This is a genomic window from Acidovorax sp. NO-1 (assembly GCF_000238595.1).
Taxonomy (GTDB): Bacteria; Pseudomonadota; Gammaproteobacteria; order Burkholderiales; family Burkholderiaceae_C; genus Acidovorax.
This window is the reverse complement of record NZ_AGTS01000099.1, coordinates 15,040-35,046: the sequence shown is the minus strand read 5'-3', so window position 1 is coordinate 35,046 and position 20,007 is coordinate 15,040. Positions and strand designations below refer to the sequence as shown.

At 64.3% G+C, this 20,007-nt stretch carries 17 protein-coding genes and 1 tRNA gene; 4 read left to right on the top strand and 14 right to left on the bottom strand.

Annotated features, from left to right (window positions below):
* Position 1 precedes the first annotated feature (1 nt).
* On the bottom strand, positions 2 to 220 hold the full coding sequence (locus KYG_RS15825) for a PP0621 family protein (protein WP_008905934.1): 219 nt from the start codon (positions 218 to 220) through the stop codon (positions 2 to 4).
* Positions 217 to 1,014: an inner membrane protein YpjD gene (locus tag KYG_RS15820; RefSeq protein ID WP_008905933.1), complete on the bottom strand. Its 798-nt coding sequence runs from the start codon at positions 1,012 to 1,014 to the stop codon at positions 217 to 219. The genes KYG_RS15825 and KYG_RS15820 overlap by 4 nt, the downstream gene beginning before the upstream one ends.
* Positions 1,015 to 1,083: 69 nt before the next feature.
* Between KYG_RS15820 and ffh the strand changes: the two genes are divergently transcribed.
* Positions 1,084 to 2,460 carry a signal recognition particle protein gene (gene ffh, locus KYG_RS15815; RefSeq protein WP_008905932.1) on the top strand — a complete coding sequence of 459 codons (1,377 nt, stop codon included), beginning with the start codon at positions 1,084 to 1,086 and terminating at the stop codon, positions 2,458 to 2,460.
* 112 nt (positions 2,461 to 2,572) lie between these two features.
* Here the strand turns inward: ffh and mdoH are convergent, their stop codons facing one another.
* The 12 genes from mdoH to KYG_RS15755 form a co-directional block, all read right to left on the bottom strand.
* Entirely contained in the window at positions 2,573 to 4,558 is a 1,986-nt protein-coding gene (gene mdoH / locus KYG_RS15810; protein ID WP_034694955.1) for a glucans biosynthesis glucosyltransferase MdoH, read from the bottom strand.
* An 8-nt stretch (positions 4,559 to 4,566) separates the two neighbouring features.
* Complete coding sequence (locus tag KYG_RS15805; protein WP_008905930.1) at positions 4,567 to 6,081, bottom strand: glucan biosynthesis protein G; 1,515 nt, start codon at positions 6,079 to 6,081, stop codon at positions 4,567 to 4,569.
* Positions 6,082 to 6,319: 238 nt separating this feature from the next.
* Entirely contained in the window at positions 6,320 to 7,735 is a 1,416-nt protein-coding gene (locus KYG_RS15800) for a sigma 54-interacting transcriptional regulator (protein WP_008905929.1), read from the bottom strand.
* Between the two features lie 30 nt (positions 7,736 to 7,765).
* Positions 7,766 to 8,395 (bottom strand): hypothetical protein, encoded by a 630-nt coding sequence (locus KYG_RS15795; RefSeq protein ID WP_237707278.1) that lies wholly within the window; start codon positions 8,393 to 8,395, stop codon positions 7,766 to 7,768.
* 58 nt (positions 8,396 to 8,453) lie between these two features.
* Positions 8,454 to 9,917 carry an ATP-binding protein gene (locus KYG_RS15790; RefSeq protein ID WP_008905927.1) on the bottom strand — a complete coding sequence of 488 codons (1,464 nt, stop codon included), beginning with the start codon at positions 9,915 to 9,917 and terminating at the stop codon, positions 8,454 to 8,456.
* 22 nt (positions 9,918 to 9,939) lie between these two features.
* Positions 9,940 to 11,283, bottom strand: coding sequence for a tRNA (N6-isopentenyl adenosine(37)-C2)-methylthiotransferase MiaB (gene miaB / locus KYG_RS15785; RefSeq protein WP_008905926.1), 1,344 nt, complete (start codon positions 11,281 to 11,283; stop codon positions 9,940 to 9,942).
* Positions 11,284 to 11,409: 126 nt separating this feature from the next.
* Entirely contained in the window at positions 11,410 to 11,847 is a 438-nt protein-coding gene (locus KYG_RS15780) for a hypothetical protein (RefSeq protein WP_008905925.1), read from the bottom strand.
* 173 nt (positions 11,848 to 12,020) lie between these two features.
* Positions 12,021 to 12,097 (bottom strand) — tRNA-Met (locus KYG_RS15775).
* 25 nt (positions 12,098 to 12,122) lie between these two features.
* Positions 12,123 to 12,902, bottom strand: a complete 780-nt coding sequence (locus KYG_RS15770; RefSeq protein ID WP_008905924.1) for an enoyl-CoA hydratase — start codon at positions 12,900 to 12,902, stop codon at positions 12,123 to 12,125.
* Positions 12,903 to 12,975: 73 nt separating this feature from the next.
* Positions 12,976 to 14,790, bottom strand: a complete 1,815-nt coding sequence (locus KYG_RS15765; protein WP_008905923.1) for a M61 family metallopeptidase — start codon at positions 14,788 to 14,790, stop codon at positions 12,976 to 12,978.
* An 82-nt stretch (positions 14,791 to 14,872) separates the two neighbouring features.
* Positions 14,873 to 15,598, bottom strand: coding sequence for a DsbC family protein (locus KYG_RS15760; protein ID WP_008905922.1), 726 nt, complete (start codon positions 15,596 to 15,598; stop codon positions 14,873 to 14,875).
* Positions 15,599 to 15,651: 53 nt separating this feature from the next.
* Positions 15,652 to 16,785 (bottom strand): FAD-dependent monooxygenase, encoded by a 1,134-nt coding sequence (locus KYG_RS15755; protein WP_008905921.1) that lies wholly within the window; start codon positions 16,783 to 16,785, stop codon positions 15,652 to 15,654.
* A 90-nt stretch (positions 16,786 to 16,875) separates the two neighbouring features.
* Between KYG_RS15755 and KYG_RS15750 the strand changes: the two genes are divergently transcribed.
* The 3 genes from KYG_RS15750 (at position 16,876) to rarD (ending at position 19,966) form a co-directional block, all read left to right on the top strand.
* A complete protein-coding gene (locus KYG_RS15750; protein ID WP_008905920.1) occupies positions 16,876 to 17,745 on the top strand; it encodes an MOSC domain-containing protein in 870 nt (289 codons plus the stop codon).
* 83 nt (positions 17,746 to 17,828) lie between these two features.
* Positions 17,829 to 18,923 carry a redox-regulated ATPase YchF gene (gene ychF, locus KYG_RS15745; protein ID WP_008905919.1) on the top strand — a complete coding sequence of 365 codons (1,095 nt, stop codon included), beginning with the start codon at positions 17,829 to 17,831 and terminating at the stop codon, positions 18,921 to 18,923.
* Between the two features lie 134 nt (positions 18,924 to 19,057).
* Entirely contained in the window at positions 19,058 to 19,966 is a 909-nt protein-coding gene (gene rarD / locus KYG_RS15740) for an EamA family transporter RarD (protein WP_034694952.1), read from the top strand.
* Positions 19,967 to 20,007 lie beyond the last annotated feature (41 nt).

Genomic DNA, 20,007 nt, shown 5'->3' with positions numbered 1-20,007 from the left:
TTCAGACGGGACCCCGCTGCTGATGGTCGGCGCAGCAATAGGCCAGCTGGCCCGTCATCAAAGCTTCAGCCTGAGGGATGTGGATGCCACACCGGGCGCATGCCAGCATGTCCTGGGGGAGCGCCAGCGGACGGGGGGCGGGCGACGGTGCCGAGGGGCGGCGGCTGCGCCAGATGCCAAAGGCCACGACCAGTACGACCAGCAAGACCAGGTATTTCATGTGCTGCGACCCAGAACGACTTCCATGACGAAACGTGACCCCACGTAAGCCAGAAGCAGCAGCGCCGCCCCGGCGTACAGCACGCGTACCGCATTGCGGCCCCGCCAGCCGAAACGTGCGCGTCCCAGGAGCAGGGTGGCGAAGGTGAACCAGGCCAGCAGCGAAAAAACGGCCTTGTGGTCCCAACGCCACGCCCTGCCATACAGGGTGTCACCAAACAGCCAGCCCGCCAGCAGCGTGGCGGTCAGAAGGATGAAGCCTGCCGTCACGAAGCGGAAGGTCAGGCGTTCCAGTGTGAGCAGGGGAATGCCACTGTGGGGGTCTTCGGCCTGGCGGATGCGCTGCTCGGCACGCGTCATCAGCCAGGCATGCACCACGGCGGCCGCAAACAATCCGTAGCAGGCAATGCCCAGTGCGAGGTGCAGTGGCAGCCAGGCGGAGGCTGTCACATGCAGCGGCTGGCCCGGGAAGAGCACCGCCAGCACGATGGCCATGGCCCCCAGCGCCGCCAGCATCCAGCGCGACTGCATCTGCGGAAACAGTTGCCGCTCCACGGCGTACACCGTCAGCACCAGCCACGCAGTCATCGACAAGGCGGGCGCAAACCCGAATCGGGGCGTGTCGCCCCACAGGCCCCACACCAGCACTGTGGCGTGCAGCAGCCAGGCCACCAGCAGCGCATTGCGGGCCGCTGTTGCGCCCAGCCGCGAGGATGCGGCGGCGGGCACGGCGTATGCCACGGCCGCAGCCAGGGCCAGCAGCCAGCTGGCGGGAGAGCTACTCGCTAAAATCATGGATCGCAGTTTAGCCTTTCGCCCCACCGCCAGCACCCTGACGCGCAGGCAACACCGGACTTCTCCCCTATGGCCTCCGCCCTTACCGACAAACTCACGCGCCTCGTCAAGGAGATGCGTGGCCAGGCCCGCATCACCGAATCCAACGTCACGGACATGCTGCGCGAGGTGCGCATGGCCCTGCTCGAAGCCGACGTGGCCCTGCCGGTGGTGCGCGACTTCATTGCCCGCGTCAAAGAGAAGGCGCTGGGCCAGGAAGTGCTGGGCTCGCTCAAGCCCGGTCAGACGCTGGTCAGCATCGTCAATCGTGAACTGGCCGCCACCATGGGCGAGGGCGTGGCCGACATCAACCTGGCCGCCCAGCCGCCCGCCGTGATCCTGATGGCTGGTCTGCAGGGCGCGGGCAAGACCACCACCACGGCCAAGCTGGCCAAGCACCTGATCGAAAAGCGCAAGAAAAAGGTGCTGACCGTGTCGGGCGACGTGTACCGCCCGGCCGCCATCGAGCAGCTCAAGACGGTGACCAAACAGGCGGGCGCCGAATGGTTCCCCAGCACGCCCGACCAGAAGCCGCTCGACATCGCCCACGCCGCACTGGACTACGCCAGGAAGCACTACTTTGACGTGCTGCTGGTCGACACGGCGGGCCGCCTGGCCATCGATGAAGCCTTGATGAAGGAAATCAAGGACCTGCACGCCGCGCTGAACCCGGTCGAAACCCTGTTCGTGGTCGATGCCATGCAGGGCCAGGACGCGATCAACACCGCCAAGGCCTTCAAGGAAGCGTTGCCGCTCACCGGCATCGTGCTCACCAAGCTCGATGGTGATTCGCGCGGCGGCGCCGCGCTGTCGGTGCGGCAGATCACGGGTGCGCCCATCAAGTTTGCGGGGGTGTCTGAAAAGCTCGACGGCCTGGAAGTGTTCGACGCCGAGCGCCATGCAGGCCGCATCCTGGGCATGGGCGACATCGTGGCTCTGGTGGAGCAGGTCACGGCCGGGGTGGACATGGAGGCCGCACAGAAGCTGGCGGCCAAGGTCAAGAGTGGCGACGGGTTCGATCTGAATGACTTCCTTTCGCAGATCCAGCAGATGAAGCAGATGGGCGGGCTTTCCAGCCTGATGGACAAGCTGCCGTCGCAGCTCACCGCCAAGGCCGGTGCCATGGACATGGACAAGGCCGAGAAAGACATCAAGCGCAAGGAGGGCATCATCCAGAGCATGACGCCGCTGGAGCGTCGCAAGCCCGAACTCATCAAGGCCACCCGCAAGAAGCGCATCGCCAACGGGGCTGGCGTGCATGTGCAAGAGGTCAACCGCCTGCTCAAGGAGTTCGAGCAGATGCAGGGCATGATGAAAAAGATGAAGGGCGGCGGCCTGATGAAGATGATGAAGAAGATGGGCGGCATGAAGGGCATGGGTGGCGGAATGCCCAAGATGCCCTTCTGAAATTCAGGTCATTTTGGCCTCTGGCGCTTACTGGTAAAGCGCCAGTAGCTATAAAAATAGAAGCAAAAAAAGCCGACTTGACGTCGCTTTTTTGCAGGTGCAGTCAGAACGCCTAGGCAACCTTCAGTGCGGGCGCGGCCAGACGGCTGGCGTGCAGCCACGCCCGCCGCAGTACCGGGGGCGACCAGGATTCCTCGGGAATCAGCAGCAGCTGCTGGGCACGCATCGCCTTTCCCAATGCAATCTGGCTGGTCAACACAGCCAGTGGTATCGCCAGCGCCAATGGCAGGCCCACGGGCATGAGCCACAGAAGGGCGCTGCTGTCGATGAGCGACACGCCTACTGCCAGCAGGCCAATCACCAGACTCATCGGGGCCAGCTGGCGCGCGGCGTGGCGCCACGGCACGGCATGGGCTTCGCGCGGGGGGGATCTCCATTCCAGTTTCAGGCCTGTCAGCGCGATCAGAACGAACAGCGAATGGGCCAGCATCCGGATGGGGGCTTGCAAAATGGCCAGCACGCTCTCCAGGGCAGCACTCTTGAGCAGGCTCCAGGCACCCCCGTACTCGTGGTGCTCCCGGCGCATGAAGACTGCGGCCACGCCCAGGACACGTGGCAGGAAAAGCAGGGTCAGCGTGAAGGCCCACAGCGCCAGCAGTTCGGCAGGCAGGATGTGCCAGTTGGCCACCAACTTGGCACCCGACAGCCACAGCGCTGTGCCCAGCGTCAGGAAGGCCAGCCACAGCGGTGCCGAGAGGTAAGCCATGGCGCCCGTGACGAACATGGAGCGGTGTACGGGGTGGATGCCGGGCTCGGCCATCAGGCGTGCGTTTTGCAGGTTGCCCTGGCACCAGCGGCGGTCGCGCTGCAGCTCGGCCAGCAGGTCAGGGGGTTGCTGTTCATAGCTGCCGATGAGGTCCGACACCAGCCAGACGTGGAAGCCCGCGCGGCGCATCAAAGCCGCTTCGACGAAATCGTGCGACATGATGCCGCCCGCCAAGCCGCCCTTGCCCTTGATGGGCGCGAGGGCGCAGTGTTCCATGAAGGGTGCCACGCGAATGATCGCGTTGTGGCCCCAGTAGTGGGATTCACCCAGCTGCCAGTACTGCATGCCCAGCGTGAACAGCCGACCCGTAACGCGCGAGGCGAACTGCTGCGCGCGGGCGTGCAGCGTGACGTGGCCGATGGCCTGGGTTGCCGTCTGGATGATGCCCGCCGTGGGGTTGGCTTCCATCAGCTTGGCCATGGAAACGATGCAGTCACCGCTCATCACGCTGTCGGCGTCCAGCACCACCATGTAGCGGTAGTCCTTGCCCCAGCGGCGGCAGAAATCGGCCACATTGCCGGCCTTGCGGTGCGTGCGGCGAGTGCGCAGGCGGTAGTACACCTGTACCTGCGGCTGCTGGCTGTGCTGGGCCAGGGCGGTGCGCAGTTCTTCCCACGCAGCGCGTTCGGCCTGGGCGATGGCGGGGTCGTAGCTGTCGGACAGCACGAACACGTCGAAGGTGGCCCCATGGCCGGTGGAAGCGACCGACTCGCAGGTTGCCCGAAGCCCCGCGAACACGGTGGCCACGTCCTCGTTGCAGATCGGCATGATGATGGCCGTGCGCGCATCGGGAGGCAGCTGGTGTTCCACCACGCTGCGCACAGACAGCGCATGCCGGTCGCCGCGCAGCATGACCCAAAAGCCCATCAGCCCGGTGAGAAAGCCGGTGACAACCCATGCGGACAGCAGGGCAAACAGCGCAATCTGGCCGTAGCCCAGCCAGGCGTTGTCGTATTCCGGCTGAACCCCGGCAAACAGGAGGCTTGCGAGCGCCGTCGTCAGTGCAGTCAGCACCGCGAAGGTCCAGCGACGGCGCTGAGCAGCGCTCTCCCATGCCTGCGAAGAGTGGGCAGTGGCCGACGCCTGACGGTGCGCCTTGGCACGGCCTGTGAGCTTGAGCAGCAGCGCCGTTCCCAGGCTGTTCCAGAAGCCCCGCCATGGAACAGGCACCATCGAACCCCGGTGGACCGGAGGGGCGGTGACGGAATTGGGATGCCGCTCTCCCCGCACAGTGCTGCGCTGGGATGGATGTGGGTGTGGGTGTGGGTGCATCTGGGGGCTTACTCGGGAAGAATGATGTGCGTCCATGTTTCACTCACAGCGTTGTTGTCGTGTTGAAGAAAGGCGCGCAGCTCGATCGGTCGATCGGCCTTCTGGCGCTGGATGCGAAGGGTCATGCGCCACTGCTCAGTGACCGGATTGCGGTAGACGATGCTTTCCAGTACCTTGCCGTTGGCATCGCTTGTGACCACGGCTTTCACGGGCGCATCGGGGGGCAAGGCCTTGAGCGCGGGCCCATCGAAATCAACGACGTACTGCACTTGCTGGCGCAGGGCCTCGGCGGTCTGCTGGGTGTAGCCCATGCCCTGGCGCGATTGCGTGGCCCAGGCACCAGGCGGGCGCTGCTGTTCATCGCCCTGCCAGCTCAGCTCGTAGGCAAATTCCAGGGCCTGGCCAGAGGCGGGTAGCTGGGCGGGCACCCAGTACGCCACGATGTTGTCGTGCGTCTCATCCGGTGTGGGGAGCTGCACCAGTTCCACCCGCCCGGCGCCCCAGTCGTGCAGGGGGCGCACCCAGGCGCTCGGGCGGCGCTCATAGCGGGCTTCGACGTCCTCATAGTTCGACCATTGCCGATCGCGCTGCATCAGGCCAAAGCCCTTGGGGTTTTTGGTGGCAAACGATGTGACCAGCGTCTGCTTGGGGTTCTGCAGGGGGCGCCAGAGCCATTCGCCCTCGCCCGTGGCAATCATCAGACCGTCGGAGTCGTGCACCTCTGGCCGGAAATCGTCCTTGCGCGGCTGGTTCTCGCCGAAGAAGAACATGCTGGTCAACGGTGCGATGCCCAGCGTGGCGATGGGCTTGTCGCTCTTGCCTGCCCGCACAAAAATGCGGCTGCGCACGGTGGTGGTGGTCTGCGGGCCCGGCTGGATGTCGAAACGGTAGGCGCCGGTGGCGCGGGGCGAATCCAGGAGCGCATACACCGTGACCTGCGTGGACAACGCATCGGGCCGCACCAGCCAGAACTCTGTGAAGCGAGGGAACTCTTCACCACTGCCACCCACGGTGTCGATGGCCAGCCCGCGCGCCGACAGGCCGTACTGCTGGCCCTTGCCCAGTGCGCGGAAGTAGCTTGCGCCCTGGAAGACCACCAGCTCATCCTTGTAGGCGCTGGAGTTGAGGTGGTTGTGCAGGCGAAAGCCCGCAAAGCCCAGGTCGCCCCAGGCCTCCGGCCGCACCTGGTTCTTGCCGTAGTCGAAGTCCGCGCGGCTGTAGCCGATGTGGCGCGCGCCCTGCGGTGTCACCTCGTTGATCAGCACAGGCTCCTTCTGGTACAGGCCCAGGTGGAAGAACATGGCCTCGAACGGCAGCTTTTCGGCGCGCCACAGGGCACGGTCGGGGCGCCAGCGGATGTCGCGCACCTGGTCGTAGTTGAGTTTGGCGAGGTCGGCGGGGAGCTTGTCGCTGGATGCGCGATAGGGCTTCTCCGCCCGTTCCCGGGCGATGCGGGTGACGCTGTCGAAATCGAAGCTTTGGGCCTGTGCGGCGCCTGCCCACAGGGCGGCGGCCAGCGCCATCGCGGCCTGTGGAAGGTGGCCTGCGAAGCGCGAACGTTGGGAAAAAACAGCTTGCATGCTGAGACTAGGGCAAACCCTGTGCCAGCTTCAAAAAACTGTTTTAAATCAATGAGTTAGGACGTTGACCGCATGTAAGCAGTTGTGCGGGTTGCAGATTGGCGGGCAAACCCCGGGTTTTTGTCGCCGTATGGCGACGTCAAGGCCGGCCGATGGGGAAAAAATTAATCAAATCAACAACTTAATCGTGTCGCTGATCAGCGACGTCATCGCTGTCTGGCCCATCGTTCTTGAAGTTTCCGGCGGTCAGTGCGTGCTTTTGCAGCAGCCGGTAGAACTCGGTGCGGTTGCGCTGGGCCAGCCGCGCGGCGTCGGCCACGTTGCCGTCCGTCATCTTGAGCAGGCCCACCAGGTACTCGCGTTCAAATCTTTGCCGGGCCTCGGCAAAACTCAGCACCTGCGTAGACGGCGTGCGCAGCGCGCGCTGCACCAGCGTCAGGGGCACCAGAGGCGTGGTGGACAGTGCGCACACCTGCTCGACCACGTTGTAAAGCTGGCGCACGTTGCCAGGCCATGCGGCCAGGGTGAGGGCCTTGAGCGCCTCGGGCGCAAAGCCAGACAAGCGCTTGCCGTACTTGCGCGCGAGCTTGTCCAGAAAGTGGTTGGCCAGCAACGCGATGTCTTCGCGCCGGTCTGCGAGGGTGGGCAGTGCCAGTGTGACCACATTTAGCCGGTAGTACAGGTCTTCGCGGAACTGGGCCGTGGCCATGGCCGCTTCGAGGTCGCGGTGGGTCGCCGAAATGATGCGCACGTTGATGGGAATGGACTGGCTGGCGCCCACGGGGCGCACCGCGCGCTCTTGCAGCACCCGCAGCAGCTTCACCTGCAGGGCGGGCGGCATGTCGCCAATCTCGTCGAGCAGCACCGTGCCGCCTTCCGCGGTCTGGAAAAGGCCCATGCGGTTGCTCACCGCATCGGTGAAGGCGCCTTTGACGTGGCCGAACAGTTCGGATTCGAGCAGGGCCTCGGGAATGGCGCCGCAGTTGACCGCCACAAAGGGACTGCGTGCACGGGGGCTGGCACGGTGGATGGCCTGCGCCAGCAGCTCCTTGCCCGAGCCGCTATCGCCCAGCAGCAGAACGCTGGCGTCCGACTGCGCCACCATGTAGGCCTCGGCCAGCAAGTCGGTCATCCGGTTGGACCGGCTCACGATGTCGGCGCGCCAGGCTTCGTTGGCATGGGCTTGCTCAACCGCGGGCGCCCCCAACGCCAGCGCCTGGGCAATCTTTTCCAGAAGTTCCTTGCCGTCGTATGGCTTGGTGAGGTAGGTGAAAACGCCCCGCGAAGTGGCTTCCACCGCATCAGGAATGGTGCCGTGGGCTGTGAGCAGGATGACAGGCAGCGAAGGGTGTCGTGACCGCACTTCGTCGAACAGTGCAAGGCCGTCGCGCCCCGGCAGGCGGACATCGCTCAGCACGAGCTGCGGGCGCGCCATGTCCAGCTGGGCCAGAGCCGCCTCTGCCGAGCCCACGGCCACTACGTCGTACCCCGCGGCCTGCAGGCGCAGCGACAAGAGCCGCAGCATGTCAGGGTCGTCGTCCACGACAAGGATGCGGGAACGCGGCGCTGTGCGGGATGGAATGGGGGCGGCTGCCATGGCGGTTTCCTTTAACACCTTGCGGCAAGGTCAGGGCGTGGTTCGCTGGGGGCTGCTGCCCGCAGGCGGGGCGGGCGCTGCAGGAAGCGGAGCAGGTCGCGTGGTCAGGCTGCGTTCGATGGCACGCACGGCCTCCAGCCGCTCGTTGAGCTGGTCGTTGCGGCGCTGAGCGTCGCGCAATTGCTGGGTTTGGCGCTCCAGTTGCTCTTCCAGCCTGCGTTGTTGCAGAAGCCGTGACTCCAGGAGACGCGCCAGCGGGTGCAGCGCCTGCGCAGCCGCAGTGGAGTTGCCCAATACGCGCTGCGTCAGGCCCAGGGCACGGGCCGTATCGACGGGCTGGCGCGTCTGGGCCAAGGCGACAGCCAGAAGAAGCGGGTTTTCCGTCAAGGCGTCTTCCGCCTCGCCCAGTCGGGCAATCTCTTTGGTCAGATCGGCGGGTGCCATCCGCACAATGCGGTCTGTCTGTGCCAGCACGTCACCTGGCGGCACCGTACCAGCGGGCTCTCTGGAGGCCGATTCCACTTGTGCGCCCTCCGGAAGCTGCGGGGCCTCTACGGGCTCCGGCTTTACCGCGGTCGTGGTCATGGGCGGCACAGGCGCTGCCAGCGCCTGGGGTGCAGCAGCCTTGCAGCCGGCCAGCGCCAGGGATGCAGTGAGCAACAACAGCCGTGCTGAGAAGCCCGACGGGCCTGTGCCTGTGAAGCAGACAGGAAGACAACTAAGCGGCATGCGGTAGTTCCATGCGAAAGAAAGAGTGAACACCATCCTGAACGAGCCTTACATTGCCACCGTGGGCGACGATGTACTCTTGGACGATCGAAAGCCCGATGCCAGTGCCGCGCACTGCGTCGTCTGGCTGGCGGATGCCACGGTAAAACGGTTCGAACACGCGGTCGCGGTCGGCCTCGGCCACGCCGGGGCCCTGGTCCGAAACGTCCACGCGCACGCAGTCTGCATGGCGGGAGAGGGATAGCCGCACCGTTCCCCCTTTGGGCGAGAAACGAATGGCGTTGGACAGCAGGTTGCTGACTGCCGAGGCGATTTTGTCGGCATCCACGGGCAGCAAGATGGCGGATCCTTCCACCAGCACCCGCAGGCCCCGCGCCTGCCATTGCAGCCGCTGGGCTTCCACCTGGGCTTCCAGCAGTGCGAGCAGGTCGGTGTCGCGCCGCTGCAGCTGGCGTGCCTCAAAGGCTGCAGCGTTAAAGCGCAGCAAGGCTTCAATCTCACCTTGCAAAACCAGCGTGTTGTGGTGGAGGATCTGTGTGACTTCGCGCTGGCCGGCAGTGAGCTCGCCGGTCACACCGTCCTGCAGCAGCGCCACGCCCTCGCGCATCGCGGCCAGCGGCGTCTTGAGTTCGTGCGAGACATGACGCAGGAAGCGGGCCTTGTCGGAATCCAGTTCCAGCAGCCTCAGGCGCAGCCATTCCAGCTGCTGCCCCACGCGGCGTACGTCGTCGGGGCCGGAGATCACCACGGGCGCTTCAAGCTGGTTCTCGCCCAACCGCCGAATCGTGCCTTCCAGCCGCTTGAATGGACGCGCAAGCCAGATGCCCAGCGCCAGGGCCAGGACGAGCGCCAGGACGATCACCCCTACCACCTGGTGCGTCACGTTGCGGCGGCTCGCTTCCACCCGGTGCTGCAGTGCGCGGTTGCGTTGCGCATTGATGTCCTGGACCGATTGCACGATGGCAGCATGCAGCGCTTCGAGCATGACAAATTCTTCCGCTACCCGTTGCTCGTTTTCCAGGGCCCGTTCCGGCGGTGCATCCAGCAGTACCTTCACGGCGTCGAGATGCGCACGCCACTGGCTGGCCTGTTCTTCGGGAAGGCCGCCCTGGTGCAACTGGTCGAGAACGGCTTGTGCCTCTACGGACATTTCGTTGAAGCTGCGCCGCAGCGGTGCATCCCGCAGCACCAGGGACTGGCGTGCCGCGCGTTCCAAGGCCTGCCCGCGCTGGTTCAAAGCCTGGGCCGCTGTGCTGAGCATGGTGGCCTCGGCGGCACCAAGCCGGCTTTGCACCATGAGCTGTTCCAGGGTGTACAGCGCCCGCAACGAGCTGACCCCCAGCAGTCCCGCTATGAGCAGGAAGGCCAGCAGCAAAAGCTGCTGGAACGAGAGGCCGTGCAGAGGGCCGTCGGCTTTGCGAAGATCCGCGCTTGGCGGGGTGTCTGCCGTCATTGCCACGGGTGCCGGGTGCGCGTCAGGCTGCGACTGCCGCCTCGCGGGTGCACACTTCACCGCGCAGCGTGTAGGCCTTGGCCTCGGTGATGGTCACGTCCACCATCTGGCCTACCAGGCGCGGCTGGCCCACAAAGTTGACCACGCGGTTGCATTCGGTACGGCCCATCAGCTCGGTGGTATCGCGCTTGGAAGCGCCTTCCACCAGAATGCGCTGCACCGTGCCCACGCGGCTCTCGCTGATGGACTTGATGTTGGCGTTGATGACGCCTTGAAGGTGCTGCAGGCGGCGCAGCTTTACGTCGTGCGGCGTGTCGTCGTGCAGGCCAGCCGCTGGGGTGCCGGGGCGGGGGCTGAAGATGAAGCTGAAGCTGTTGTCAAAGTGGATGTCGTCAATCAACTTCATCATCTTGTTGAAGTCGTCTTCGGTTTCGCCGGGGAAGCCCACGATGAAGTCGCTGCTCATGGCCAGGTCGGGGCGGATGGCGCGCAGCTTGCGCACCGTGCTCTTGTATTCCATGGCGGTGTAGCCGCGCTTCATGGCCATCAGAATGCGGTCGCTGCCGTGCTGCACGGGCAGGTGCAGGTGGCTGGCCAGCTTGGGCAGCTTGGCATAGGCCTCGATCAGTCGGGGCGTGAACTCATTGGGGTGGCTGGTGGTGTAGCGGATGCGCTCAATGCCCGGGATGTCGGACACGTATTCGAGCAGCAGCGCAAAGTCGGCAATCTCGGCCGTGCCCCCCATCTTGCCCAGGTAGGCGTTCACGTTCTGGCCCAGCAGGGTGATTTCCTTCACCCCCTGGTCGGCCAGCCCTGCCACTTCCACCAGCACGTCGTCAAACGGGCGGCTCACCTCTTCGCCCCGGGTGTAGGGAACCACGCAGTAGCTGCAGTATTTGCTGCAGCCTTCCATGATGGACACAAAGGCCGAGGCGCCCTCCACTCGGGCGGGCGGCAGGTGGTCGAACTTCTCGATCTCAGGGAAGCTGATGTCCACCTGCGGTTTGTCCAGGCGCTCGCGCTGGTTCAGCATCTCGGGCAGGCGGTGCAGGGTCTGGGGGCCAAACACCACGTCCACATACGGGGCGCGCTTGATGATCTCGGCGCCTTCCTGGCTGGCCACACAGCCGCCCACGCCAATCTTCACGCCACGTGCCTTCAGGTGCTTGATGCGGCCCAGGTCGCTGAAAACCTTCTCCTGCGCCTTCTCACGCACCGAACAGGTGTTGAAGAGGATGAGGTCGGCCTCGTCCACGTTCTGCGTCGGCTCGTAGCCTTGTGCAGCATGGAGCACGTCGGCCATCTTGTCCGAGTCGTACTCGTTCATCTGGCAGCCGAAGGTTTTGATGAAGACTTTTTTGGCCATGGCGAGGCTCGCAGGAAAGGGCAATAAAACGGTGGGCGAACAGGGAAAAACGGCGGCGCGGCGCCTGCCGTGCGCTGCTGCCATCGTCACGCGAAGGTCCGCAGCGTGCAGGGGAGCCCGGTTTGCCTAGTTGCGGACGGCGTCGGATTCGGCGCGGTAGTTGCGCTCGACGGCGTCACTGCCTTTGCGGGGCTGTGCCGCCTCGCCCTCGGTCAGTATCCAGGCGGTCAGCAGCATGCCGGTGCTGTTTTCGATGACGTAGTTCACCTTGTAGCTCTGCCCAAGCACCCCGTGCATCATGACCAGTGTGTTCTGAGGACTCAGCAGGCGCATGCCAGGCGCCACGCGGATCGTGCGGCCATTGAGTGTGGCTTCGGAGATCGTGTTGAGAGTCAGCGTCCCGCGCAGGGCTGCATCGGGGAATGTGCGCGTGCCTCCCAGCCCAGGCTGTACCTGGGCCGCAAGGGGCAAAGCCGTTGCGATGAAAGCGCAGGCGATGCCTGCGGCCACAACATAGTGGGCGAGGCGCGGCTTGAGAGGAAGGGCGGTGGGGCAGCGGTTCATGGTTTACATCCAGGGGCTGAAGAAAGGAATTCTAGGGCGTACCCGAAATTTGGGGCGCGCAAATCCCTCAAACGGGCAGGCATCTGCCTGGGCATGTTGAAACACATGGGCCCCAGGAGCGCATGGCTCCAAAGAAAAACCCACAGTGTGTTGCCACACTGTGGGTTTGGATTTGGTGGTCGTAGGTGGACTTGAACCACCGACATCAGCATTATGAATGCTGCGCTCTAACCAACTGAGCTATACGACCGAAGCCCCATATTATAGAACAAAAATTATTGGTGTGTGAAGTTCGCTGCGCGCTTGTTCATGAACGCGTCCATGCCTTCCTTCTGGTCCTGGGTGGAGAACAGGGCGTGAAAGAGGCGGCGCTCAAACATCACACCGTCTGACAGGCTGCCCTCGAAGGCGCGATTGACCGATTCCTTGGCAGCCATCACGGCAATCTGCGAGAACCCGGCGATGATGATGGCGGCGCCCAGCGCCTCGTCCATCAGTTTCTCGTGTGGCACCACGCGGCTGACCAGTCCGGAACGCTCCGCTTCGACCGCATCCATCATGCGGGCTGTCAAGGCCATGTCCATGGCTTTGGACTTGCCCACGGCGCGCGGCAGGCGCTGCGTGCCGCCCGCGCCGGGGATCACGCCGAGTTTGATCTCGGGCTGGCCGAACCTCGCGTTGTCAGCCGCAATGATGAAGTCGCACATCATGGCCAACTCGCAGCCTCCGCCCAGTGCAAAACCACTCACAGCGGCGATAACGGGTTTGCGGATGGAACGGATCGCCTCCCAGTTGCGGGTGATGTAGTCGCCCTTGTAGGTATCGGCAAAGCTGTACTTGGCCATGGCGCCAATGTCCGCACCCGCTGCAAAGGCCTTTTCGCTACCTGTGATGATCATGCAGCCGATTTTTTCGTCGGCGTCGAAGGCCTGCAGGGCAGTGCCCAGTTCATTCATGAGTTGATCGTTGAGCGCGTTCAGCTGCTTGGGCCGGTTCAGCGTGATGATGCCGACCTTGTCCGCTTCAACGCGGACCTCGATGGTTTCGTAAGCCATGAAATCTCCTGGGGGGTTTGGTTGGTGATGACTGCCCGGGGAATATACCCAACCCTGTCGGGCTTCGCACGTGTCAGCCGAGCCAGCGCTTGAGCGCAGCGGCATCCGAAATTCCCAGGCTGACGGTGTCTGCAGCCGCAAGGGATGTGCCCGTGTGGCGACGGCCTTTGGTGGAGGTTGTGTCTGGCGGCAAGCCAGGGAGCTGCACCGGCAGTCGCAGCAGTCGGCCGTCGCGAGCCACCAGCGCCTCAAGGCTGGTGTGGCTGCCGGTATAGAAGGAAACATCGTCGAGCTTGGTGATCCGCCAACCTTGCCCTTGCACCTCCACGCCCAGCCATTCGTCGCCAGCGTTCATGCCAGCCCGCTCGGCGGGACTGCCCCGCAAGACGGTCTTGATGTGCACGCTATGGTTCTCCGCCACGCGCAGACCCAGCTGCTGGGCCAGTTGCGGTTTTTCGTCCTTCAGCGCGACGCCTTGGGCTGCGAGCAGCTCCGCAAGCGGGAGCTCTGCCGTACTGTGCACCCAGTGGTCTAGTTCCTCATCCAACGCGCGGCCCGCAAGATCCTTGAGCACTGTGCGCAGGTCTGCTTCGCTCATCGGACCACCCGCGCTGCGCTGCCAGAGTGCGCGCATCACATCGTCGAGCGTGGTGCGCCCCTCCCGGCGGAGCGCCAAGTCCAGACACAGTGCCACGAGCGAGCCCTTCGTGTAGTAGCTGACTGTGGCGTTGGGGGTGTTTTCGTCCTGGCGGTAGTACTTCACCCAGGCGTCGAAACTGGCTTGCGCCACCGTCTGTACGGCTCTGCCTGGGGTTTGCAGCACCTGGTTCACGGTCTTCGTGATGAGTTTCAGATAAGCCGCATCGTCAATCAGCCCCGCGCGCCGCAGCAGCAGATCGTCGTAATAACTGGTGAACCCCTCGAAGAACCACAGCATCGCGGTGTAGTTCTCGCGCGTGTAGTCATATTCTGCGAACTCCGACGGCCGCAGCCGCTTGACGTTCCAGGTGTGGAAATACTCGTGGCTGATCAGCCCCAAAAGGGTTGTATAGCCCTCCTGCGGGCGGGCCTCCCCGCTGCGCGGCAGGTCACGCCGGCCGCAGATGAGTGCCGTGGAGTTGCGGTGCTCCAGCCCGCCGTACCCGTCGCCCACTGCATTGAGCATGAACAGGTAGTTCTTGAAGGGTGGCTTGTCGCCATCACCGTGCCAGAAGCGGATCGCGGTTTCGCAAATCTTGCGGGTGTCTTCCAGTAATCGCTTGCCATCGAAAGAAGGCGCGGCTCCGGCCACCACGAAGCGGTGGGGTACACCGCAGGCTGTAAACCTGCCGATCCAGAACGAGCCCATCTCCACCGGGCAGTCCACCAGCTCGTCGTAGGTCGCTGCAGCGTACAGACCAAAACCCTTCTTGTCGGTCTTGAGGGGCGAGAGCCCTGTAGCGACAGACCAACCGGCGGTGGCGGTAGTGCTGGCAATGTCGAGCGTGTGCTTGCGTTTTTCCTGTCCTTCAACGCGCAGGCACAGACTGGTGCCGTTGAAAAAGCCGCGTGACGCGTCAAGCCAGGACGTGCGTACCGACGTGTCGTAGGCGCAGACCGCATAGGACAACACCAGCGGTTTGCGCGTGTCGCAGTCGGCTTGCCACCGGTGCTTGTCACACTGCGTAAGCTTGACGGGCTGCTTCCCCTGCCGGGCCTCCAGACCTTGCAGGTTCTTGGAAAACTCCCGCACCAGATAGCTCCCCGGAATCCAGACAGGCAACGCCACTTCCTGCTGCGCGGCCGGGCGGGCGATGGTCAATGTGACGCGAAAGATGTGGGCGTGCAGGTCCGACGGTTCAACGCGATAGTGGATGTCGGCGAGTGCTTCTTTGCGGGGTGAGGGCATGGACGGCTGCAGCAGAGGCGGCTTGCGGGGCCGGCAGGTGGCGCGGCACCGGGCCGGGCTGTGGGCAAGCCGGGGGGTTAGATCAGTTGGATGCGGTTTCGCCGCTGGCTTCCGCCAGGCGTTTTTCGACTTCCCGGGCGCCAATGGCGCCAGGTACCCGTGTGCCATTGGCAAAAATCAGCGTGGGGGTACCGGTGATCTTGTGTTTGCGCCCGAACGCCAGATTGCGCTGGAGGGCGCTGGTGTCGCAGCTGGCGGCTGGCACCGGTTTGTCGCGCACCATGAGATCCTGCCAAGCCGCCACCTGGTCCTTGGCGCACCAGATATTGCGGGATTTTTCCGCAGAGTCGGGGCTGAGGATGGGGTAGAGGAACAGGTACACCGTCACGTTGTCAACGTTCTGCATGTCGCGCTCAAAGCGCTTGCAGTAGCCGCAGTTGGGGTCCTCAAACACGGCCACCTTGCGCTTTCCATCACCGCGCACAATGGTGAAGGCGTCTTTCAACGGCAGCTCGGAGAACTCGACAGCGGTCAGTTTGGCGATGCGATCTTCCGTCAGGTTCCGGCGCATCTTGGTGTCGATCAGCTCGCCCTGGATCACATAGTTGCCCTTGGCATCCGTGTAGAAGAGATCAGTGCCGATTCGCACCTCGTAGAGACCCTTCATGGGCGTCGGGCGCACCTCATCGATCTTGTCCATCTGCGGGATGCGTTCGGCAAGCGCCTTGCGGATGTCAGCCTCTTGCGCAAAGGTGGCAAGACTGGTCGCAAGCGCGGCAGCAGCGATGAGGCCCGGAATCAGTTTCATGGTGTTCTCGTTCAAGCAATCTTGCGGCCTTGCCAAGTCGGCCGACGGTGTGGTCAATGTATTCCCATGGCCTGGCGGGCCACGAAGTTTTTCAGAGGGCCGCTCCATTCAAAGCCCTTCATCCCCCAATTGCGCAATGCCTGCAGTGGCGCCTCGGGGCGCGAGAAAAGCTGCTGCAGACCATCGGTTGCCCAGCCCATCGGAGCCAGGGCCGCCTTGCGTTCGCGTTCATAGCGTCGCAGCAGTCGCAGATCCGACACCCTGCGCCAATAGTCGCGGCCATGCAGGGCGGCCGCCAGGGCCTGGGCATCGGCCAGCCCCAGATTGAGTCCCTGACCCGCCAGCGGATGCACGTTGTGTGCAGCGTCCCCCGCCAACACCCAGCTGCGCGTGTTTCTGCCGTTTTCCGCCAGGGGGCCGCACCAACGGTCGGCCAATGCAATCTGCAGCGGCCAGGCTGCGCGCGGCGCCGTCAGTTCAAGTGTCCCCAGCGTATCCTGGCTGGCCAATTGGAGCTTTTGCGCAAATTCTTCGGGGGACAAGGCCACAAGCGGCGCGACCTGCTCCTGCGGAACGGACCACACCACCGCCACAGAGTTCCCGCCGGCGTCGCCAAGCGGCAAAAAGGCCAGGATCCCCTCGGGTGAGAACCACTGCCGCGCCGTCTGCCCGTGGGGGTGTTCGCAGTGCAGGCGGGTGGCGATGGCGTGCTGCCCATACGGGGTGACCTGAAAATTCACGCCAAATTCATCGCGGGTGCTGCTCGTGCGGCCCTCGCACACCACGGTCAGCGCTGCCGAAACGGGGGCATCCACCATTTCCACCTGTGGCTGGTAACGCACGGCTTCCCTGAGCCGTGCCTCCAGGGCTGGCACATCGACGATCCAGGCCAGCGCCTCTACCCCCTGGGCGGCCGCATCAAACCGGACAGCGCCTCCCTGGTCGCCCTGAACCTGCATGGATTTCACGGGGGTGGCATGTGCCGCGTCGGGCCAACTGCGAAGCGATTCGAGCAGTTGCCTTGACGCTGCGTTCAGTGCGTAGGCACGCACATCGGCCGATGCAGCGGGCTTGGGGCCAGGGGCCGGCAACAGGGCTACTTTCAGGCGTTCGCGGGCCATCAGCAGTGCCAGAGTCGTTCCTACGATACCGGCGCCGCGGATACAGATGTCAAAGGTTTGGGCCATGGCGGCATTGTAGGAGGGGGCTTGGGACCGTCAGCGCAGTGCAAAATCGGCCTCGCCAATTACCGGTCTTTCTTTGAGGAGCCTTATCGCGTGAGCTTTCATCCTGATTCCGACGTGTTTGGCACCATCGCGCGCCTGTTTGTGTATCCGGTCAAATCGTGTGCGGGCATTGAGGTGCAGGAAGCTCTGCTCACTGAAACCGGGCTCGACCTGGACCGCGCCTGGATGGTGGTGGATGCCGAAGGCAAGTTCCTGACCCAGCGCTCGCTGCCGCGCATGGCACTGGTGCGGCCCCAGCTCAAGCGCGACGAAATGGTGCTTCGCGCACCCGGCATGTTGGCGTTGCATGTGGCCATCGATGCCGTCGAGGCGCCCGCCACGGTGACCGTGTGGCGCGACACCGTGCCCGCATGGGACATGGGGGCTGTCGCTGCGCAGTGGTTCACCGACTTTCTGGGGCAGCCCTGCCGGATGGTGCGTTTTGACCCCGAACACCGACGCCTGTCGAGCATGCAATGGACCGGGGGCATCGAGGCGCCCAACCAGTTTTCTGATGGCTTCCCGGTGCTGATTGCCAGCGAGGCCTCGATGGCGCAGCTCAATGCGCGCCTGGAGGCGGGCGGCCACGCTGCGGTGGGCATTGAGCGGTTTCGGCCCAACGTGGTGCTGGCGGGGCTGGACGCGCACGACGAAGACCGCATGGATCTGCTGCGGGTCGACAGCCCGGAGCAAGAGGTCCACCTGCAACCCGTAAAGCCCTGCGGGCGCTGCCCCATTCCCAACATCGACCCGGCAACTGCCGAGACCAGCCCTGAGGTGGGTGACACGCTGCGCAGCTACCGCAAGGACAAGCGGCTTGACGGCGCCATCACCTTTGGAATGAATGCCATCGTGCGCCAGGGGGCTGGCCAGGTGCTGCGCGTGGGGCAGCGGGTGGCTGCCAATCTGCGCTTCGAATGAGGGCGCGTGACTGCTGAGCAAAGGGAGCGGTGGCAGGCCCGTAAAATCTGCGGTTTGTCCCCAGAACCCTAGAAAGCCCTGCCATGAGCCTCCAATGCGGCATCGTGGGCCTGCCCAACGTCGGCAAGTCCACCCTCTTCAACGCGCTGACCAAGGCTGGCATTGCCGCCGAGAACTACCCTTTCTGCACCATCGAGCCCAATGTGGGCGTGGTGGAAGTGCCCGACCCGCGCCTGCAGCAACTCGCCGAGATCATCTCGCCAGAGCGCATCGTGCCTGCCATCGTCGAGTTTGTGGACATTGCCGGCCTGGTGGCCGGTGCCAGCCAGGGCGAAGGCCTGGGCAACCAGTTTCTGGCCCACATCCGTGAAACCGACGCCATCGTCAACGTGGTGCGCTGCTTTGAAGACGACAACGTGATCCACGTTGCGGGCAAGGTAGACCCGATCTCCGATATCGAGGTCATTCAGACCGAACTGTGCCTGGCCGACATGGGTACCGTCGAGAAGGCGCTCAACCGCTACACCAAGGCCGCCAAATCCGGCAACGACAAGGACGCTGCCAAGCTGGTGGCCCTGCTCACGCGCATCCAGGCTGCGCTGAACGAAGGCAAGCCTGCCCGCTCCGTGGAAGTCACCAAGGAAGAGCAGCCCCTGCTCAAGTCCCTGTGCCTGATCACCGCCAAACCGGCCATGTTTGTCGGCAATGTGAGCGAAGACGGTTTCGAGAACAACCCTTTCCTGGATCGCCTGAAGGAATACGCCGCCAGCCAGAACGCCCCTGTGGTAGCGATTTGCGCCAAGATGGAAGCCGAAATGGCTGAGATGAGCGACGAAGACCGCGACATGTTCCTGGCCGAGATGGGGCAGACCGAACCGGGCCTGGCCCGCCTGATCCGGGGTGCCTTCAAGCTGCTGGGCTTGCAGACCTACTTCACCGCCGGCGTGAAGGAAGTGCGCGCCTGGACCATCCACATCGGGGACACTGCGCCCCAGGCCGCAGGCGTGATCCACGGTGACTTTGAACGCGGTTTCATCCGCGCGCAGACCATTGCGTTCGACGATTTCATTGCCTACAAGGGCGAGCAGGGCGCGAAGGATGCCGGCAAGATGCGTGCTGAAGGCAAGGAATACGTGGTGAAAGACGGAGATGTGCTGAACTTCCTGTTCAACGTCTGACCCGGTGGGGCCTTGCCCCTCGCCCGTGCATTCGCCCTCCATCCCTGCACCGTCTCGCGCTGCAGGGATTTTTTCTGCCGTCGTGTCCCAGGCCGAGCTACCCGCATGGCCGGTTGCGCTCTACTTCTCACGCTATGAACCCAGGAATCGTCTATGCAGCCCTTGCCTACATGGCTTGGGGCCTGTTCCCGCTGTATTTCCGGCAGGTGGCCCAGGTACCCGCGCTGGAGGTGGTGGCCCACCGCACCGTGTGGTCGCTGGTGTTTGTGTTCGCGGTGCTGGCGGTGCGCAGCCAGTGGGGCTGGATGCGCGCGCTGTGGGGTCAGCCCAGGGTGCTGGGGGCATTTGTGGTGTCGGCGCTGCTGCTGTCGGGCAACTGGCTCACCTATGTCTGGGCGGTGCAGAACCAGCACGTGGTGGACGCCAGCCTGGGGTATTTCATCCTGCCGCTGGTGAATGTGGCGCTGGGTTTTGTGTTTCTGCACGAACGGCCGCGCCCCGGGCAGTGGCTGGCCGTGGCGGTGGCAGCGTCGGGCGTGCTGTGGCTGGCGGTGCAGACCGGCCGCGTGCCCTGGATTGCGCTGGTGCTGGCACTGAGCTTTGGCTTTTACGGCCTGCTGCGCAAGGTGGCCACGCTGGGGGCGCTGGAAGGCTTGGCGCTGGAGACCCTGGTGCTGGCGCCGGTGGCGGTGGTGGCCCTGGGTGTCTGGGCGTCGCAGGGGCAGGGTGCGCTGGTGCACGGGGATGCCGCCACCGTGGGCTGGCTGCTGGTGGCTGGCCCCCTGACGGCGGTGCCCCTGTTGCTGTTTGCCGCGGGTGCGCGCCGGATTCCTTTGGCCACCATGGGCATCCTCCAGTACATCTCGCCCAGTCTGCAATTTGCGTTGGGGGTCTGGCTGTTCCGCGAACCCTTCGAGCCAGCACGCCTGGTGGGCTTTGTACTGATCTGGACGGCTCTGCTGGTGTACAGCGTGGAGGGGTGGTGGGCGCACCGGGGCGGCGCCAGCGCGTCAGTGCGGCTTGGCGGGGGTAGTCGGGGCTGAAAATACCAGTCGAAATGGCATCTGGCGCTTATGGGTAAAGC

What these genes read in the sequence shown, in the direction of transcription:
- KYG_RS15825 (WP_008905934.1), bottom strand. Translation starts at nt 220, where the DNA reads ATGAAATACCTGGTCTTGCTGGTCGTACTGGTCGTGGCCTTTGGCATC.
- KYG_RS15820 (WP_008905933.1), bottom strand. Translation starts at nt 1,014, where the DNA reads ATGATTTTAGCGAGTAGCTCTCCCGCCAGCTGGCTGCTGGCCCTGGCT.
- ffh (WP_008905932.1), top strand. Translation starts at nt 1,084, where the DNA reads ATGGCCTCCGCCCTTACCGACAAACTCACGCGCCTCGTCAAGGAGATG.
- mdoH (WP_034694955.1), bottom strand. Translation starts at nt 4,558, where the DNA reads ATGCACCCACACCCACACCCACATCCATCCCAGCGCAGCACTGTGCGG.
- KYG_RS15805 (WP_008905930.1), bottom strand. Translation starts at nt 6,081, where the DNA reads ATGGCGCTGGCCGCCGCCCTGTGGGCAGGCGCCGCACAGGCCCAAAGC.
- KYG_RS15800 (WP_008905929.1), bottom strand. Translation starts at nt 7,735, where the DNA reads ATGGCAGCCGCCCCCATTCCATCCCGCACAGCGCCGCGTTCCCGCATC.
- KYG_RS15790 (WP_008905927.1), bottom strand. Translation starts at nt 9,917, where the DNA reads ATGACGGCAGACACCCCGCCAAGCGCGGATCTTCGCAAAGCCGACGGC.
- miaB (WP_008905926.1), bottom strand. Translation starts at nt 11,283, where the DNA reads ATGGCCAAAAAAGTCTTCATCAAAACCTTCGGCTGCCAGATGAACGAG.
- KYG_RS15780 (WP_008905925.1), bottom strand. Translation starts at nt 11,847, where the DNA reads ATGAACCGCTGCCCCACCGCCCTTCCTCTCAAGCCGCGCCTCGCCCAC.
- KYG_RS15770 (WP_008905924.1), bottom strand. Translation starts at nt 12,902, where the DNA reads ATGGCTTACGAAACCATCGAGGTCCGCGTTGAAGCGGACAAGGTCGGC.
- KYG_RS15765 (WP_008905923.1), bottom strand. Translation starts at nt 14,790, where the DNA reads ATGCCCTCACCCCGCAAAGAAGCACTCGCCGACATCCACTATCGCGTT.
- KYG_RS15760 (WP_008905922.1), bottom strand. Translation starts at nt 15,598, where the DNA reads ATGAAACTGATTCCGGGCCTCATCGCTGCTGCCGCGCTTGCGACCAGT.
- KYG_RS15755 (WP_008905921.1), bottom strand. Translation starts at nt 16,785, where the DNA reads ATGGCCCAAACCTTTGACATCTGTATCCGCGGCGCCGGTATCGTAGGA.
- ychF (WP_008905919.1), top strand. Translation starts at nt 17,829, where the DNA reads ATGAGCCTCCAATGCGGCATCGTGGGCCTGCCCAACGTCGGCAAGTCC.
- rarD (WP_034694952.1), top strand. Translation starts at nt 19,058, where the DNA reads ATGAACCCAGGAATCGTCTATGCAGCCCTTGCCTACATGGCTTGGGGC.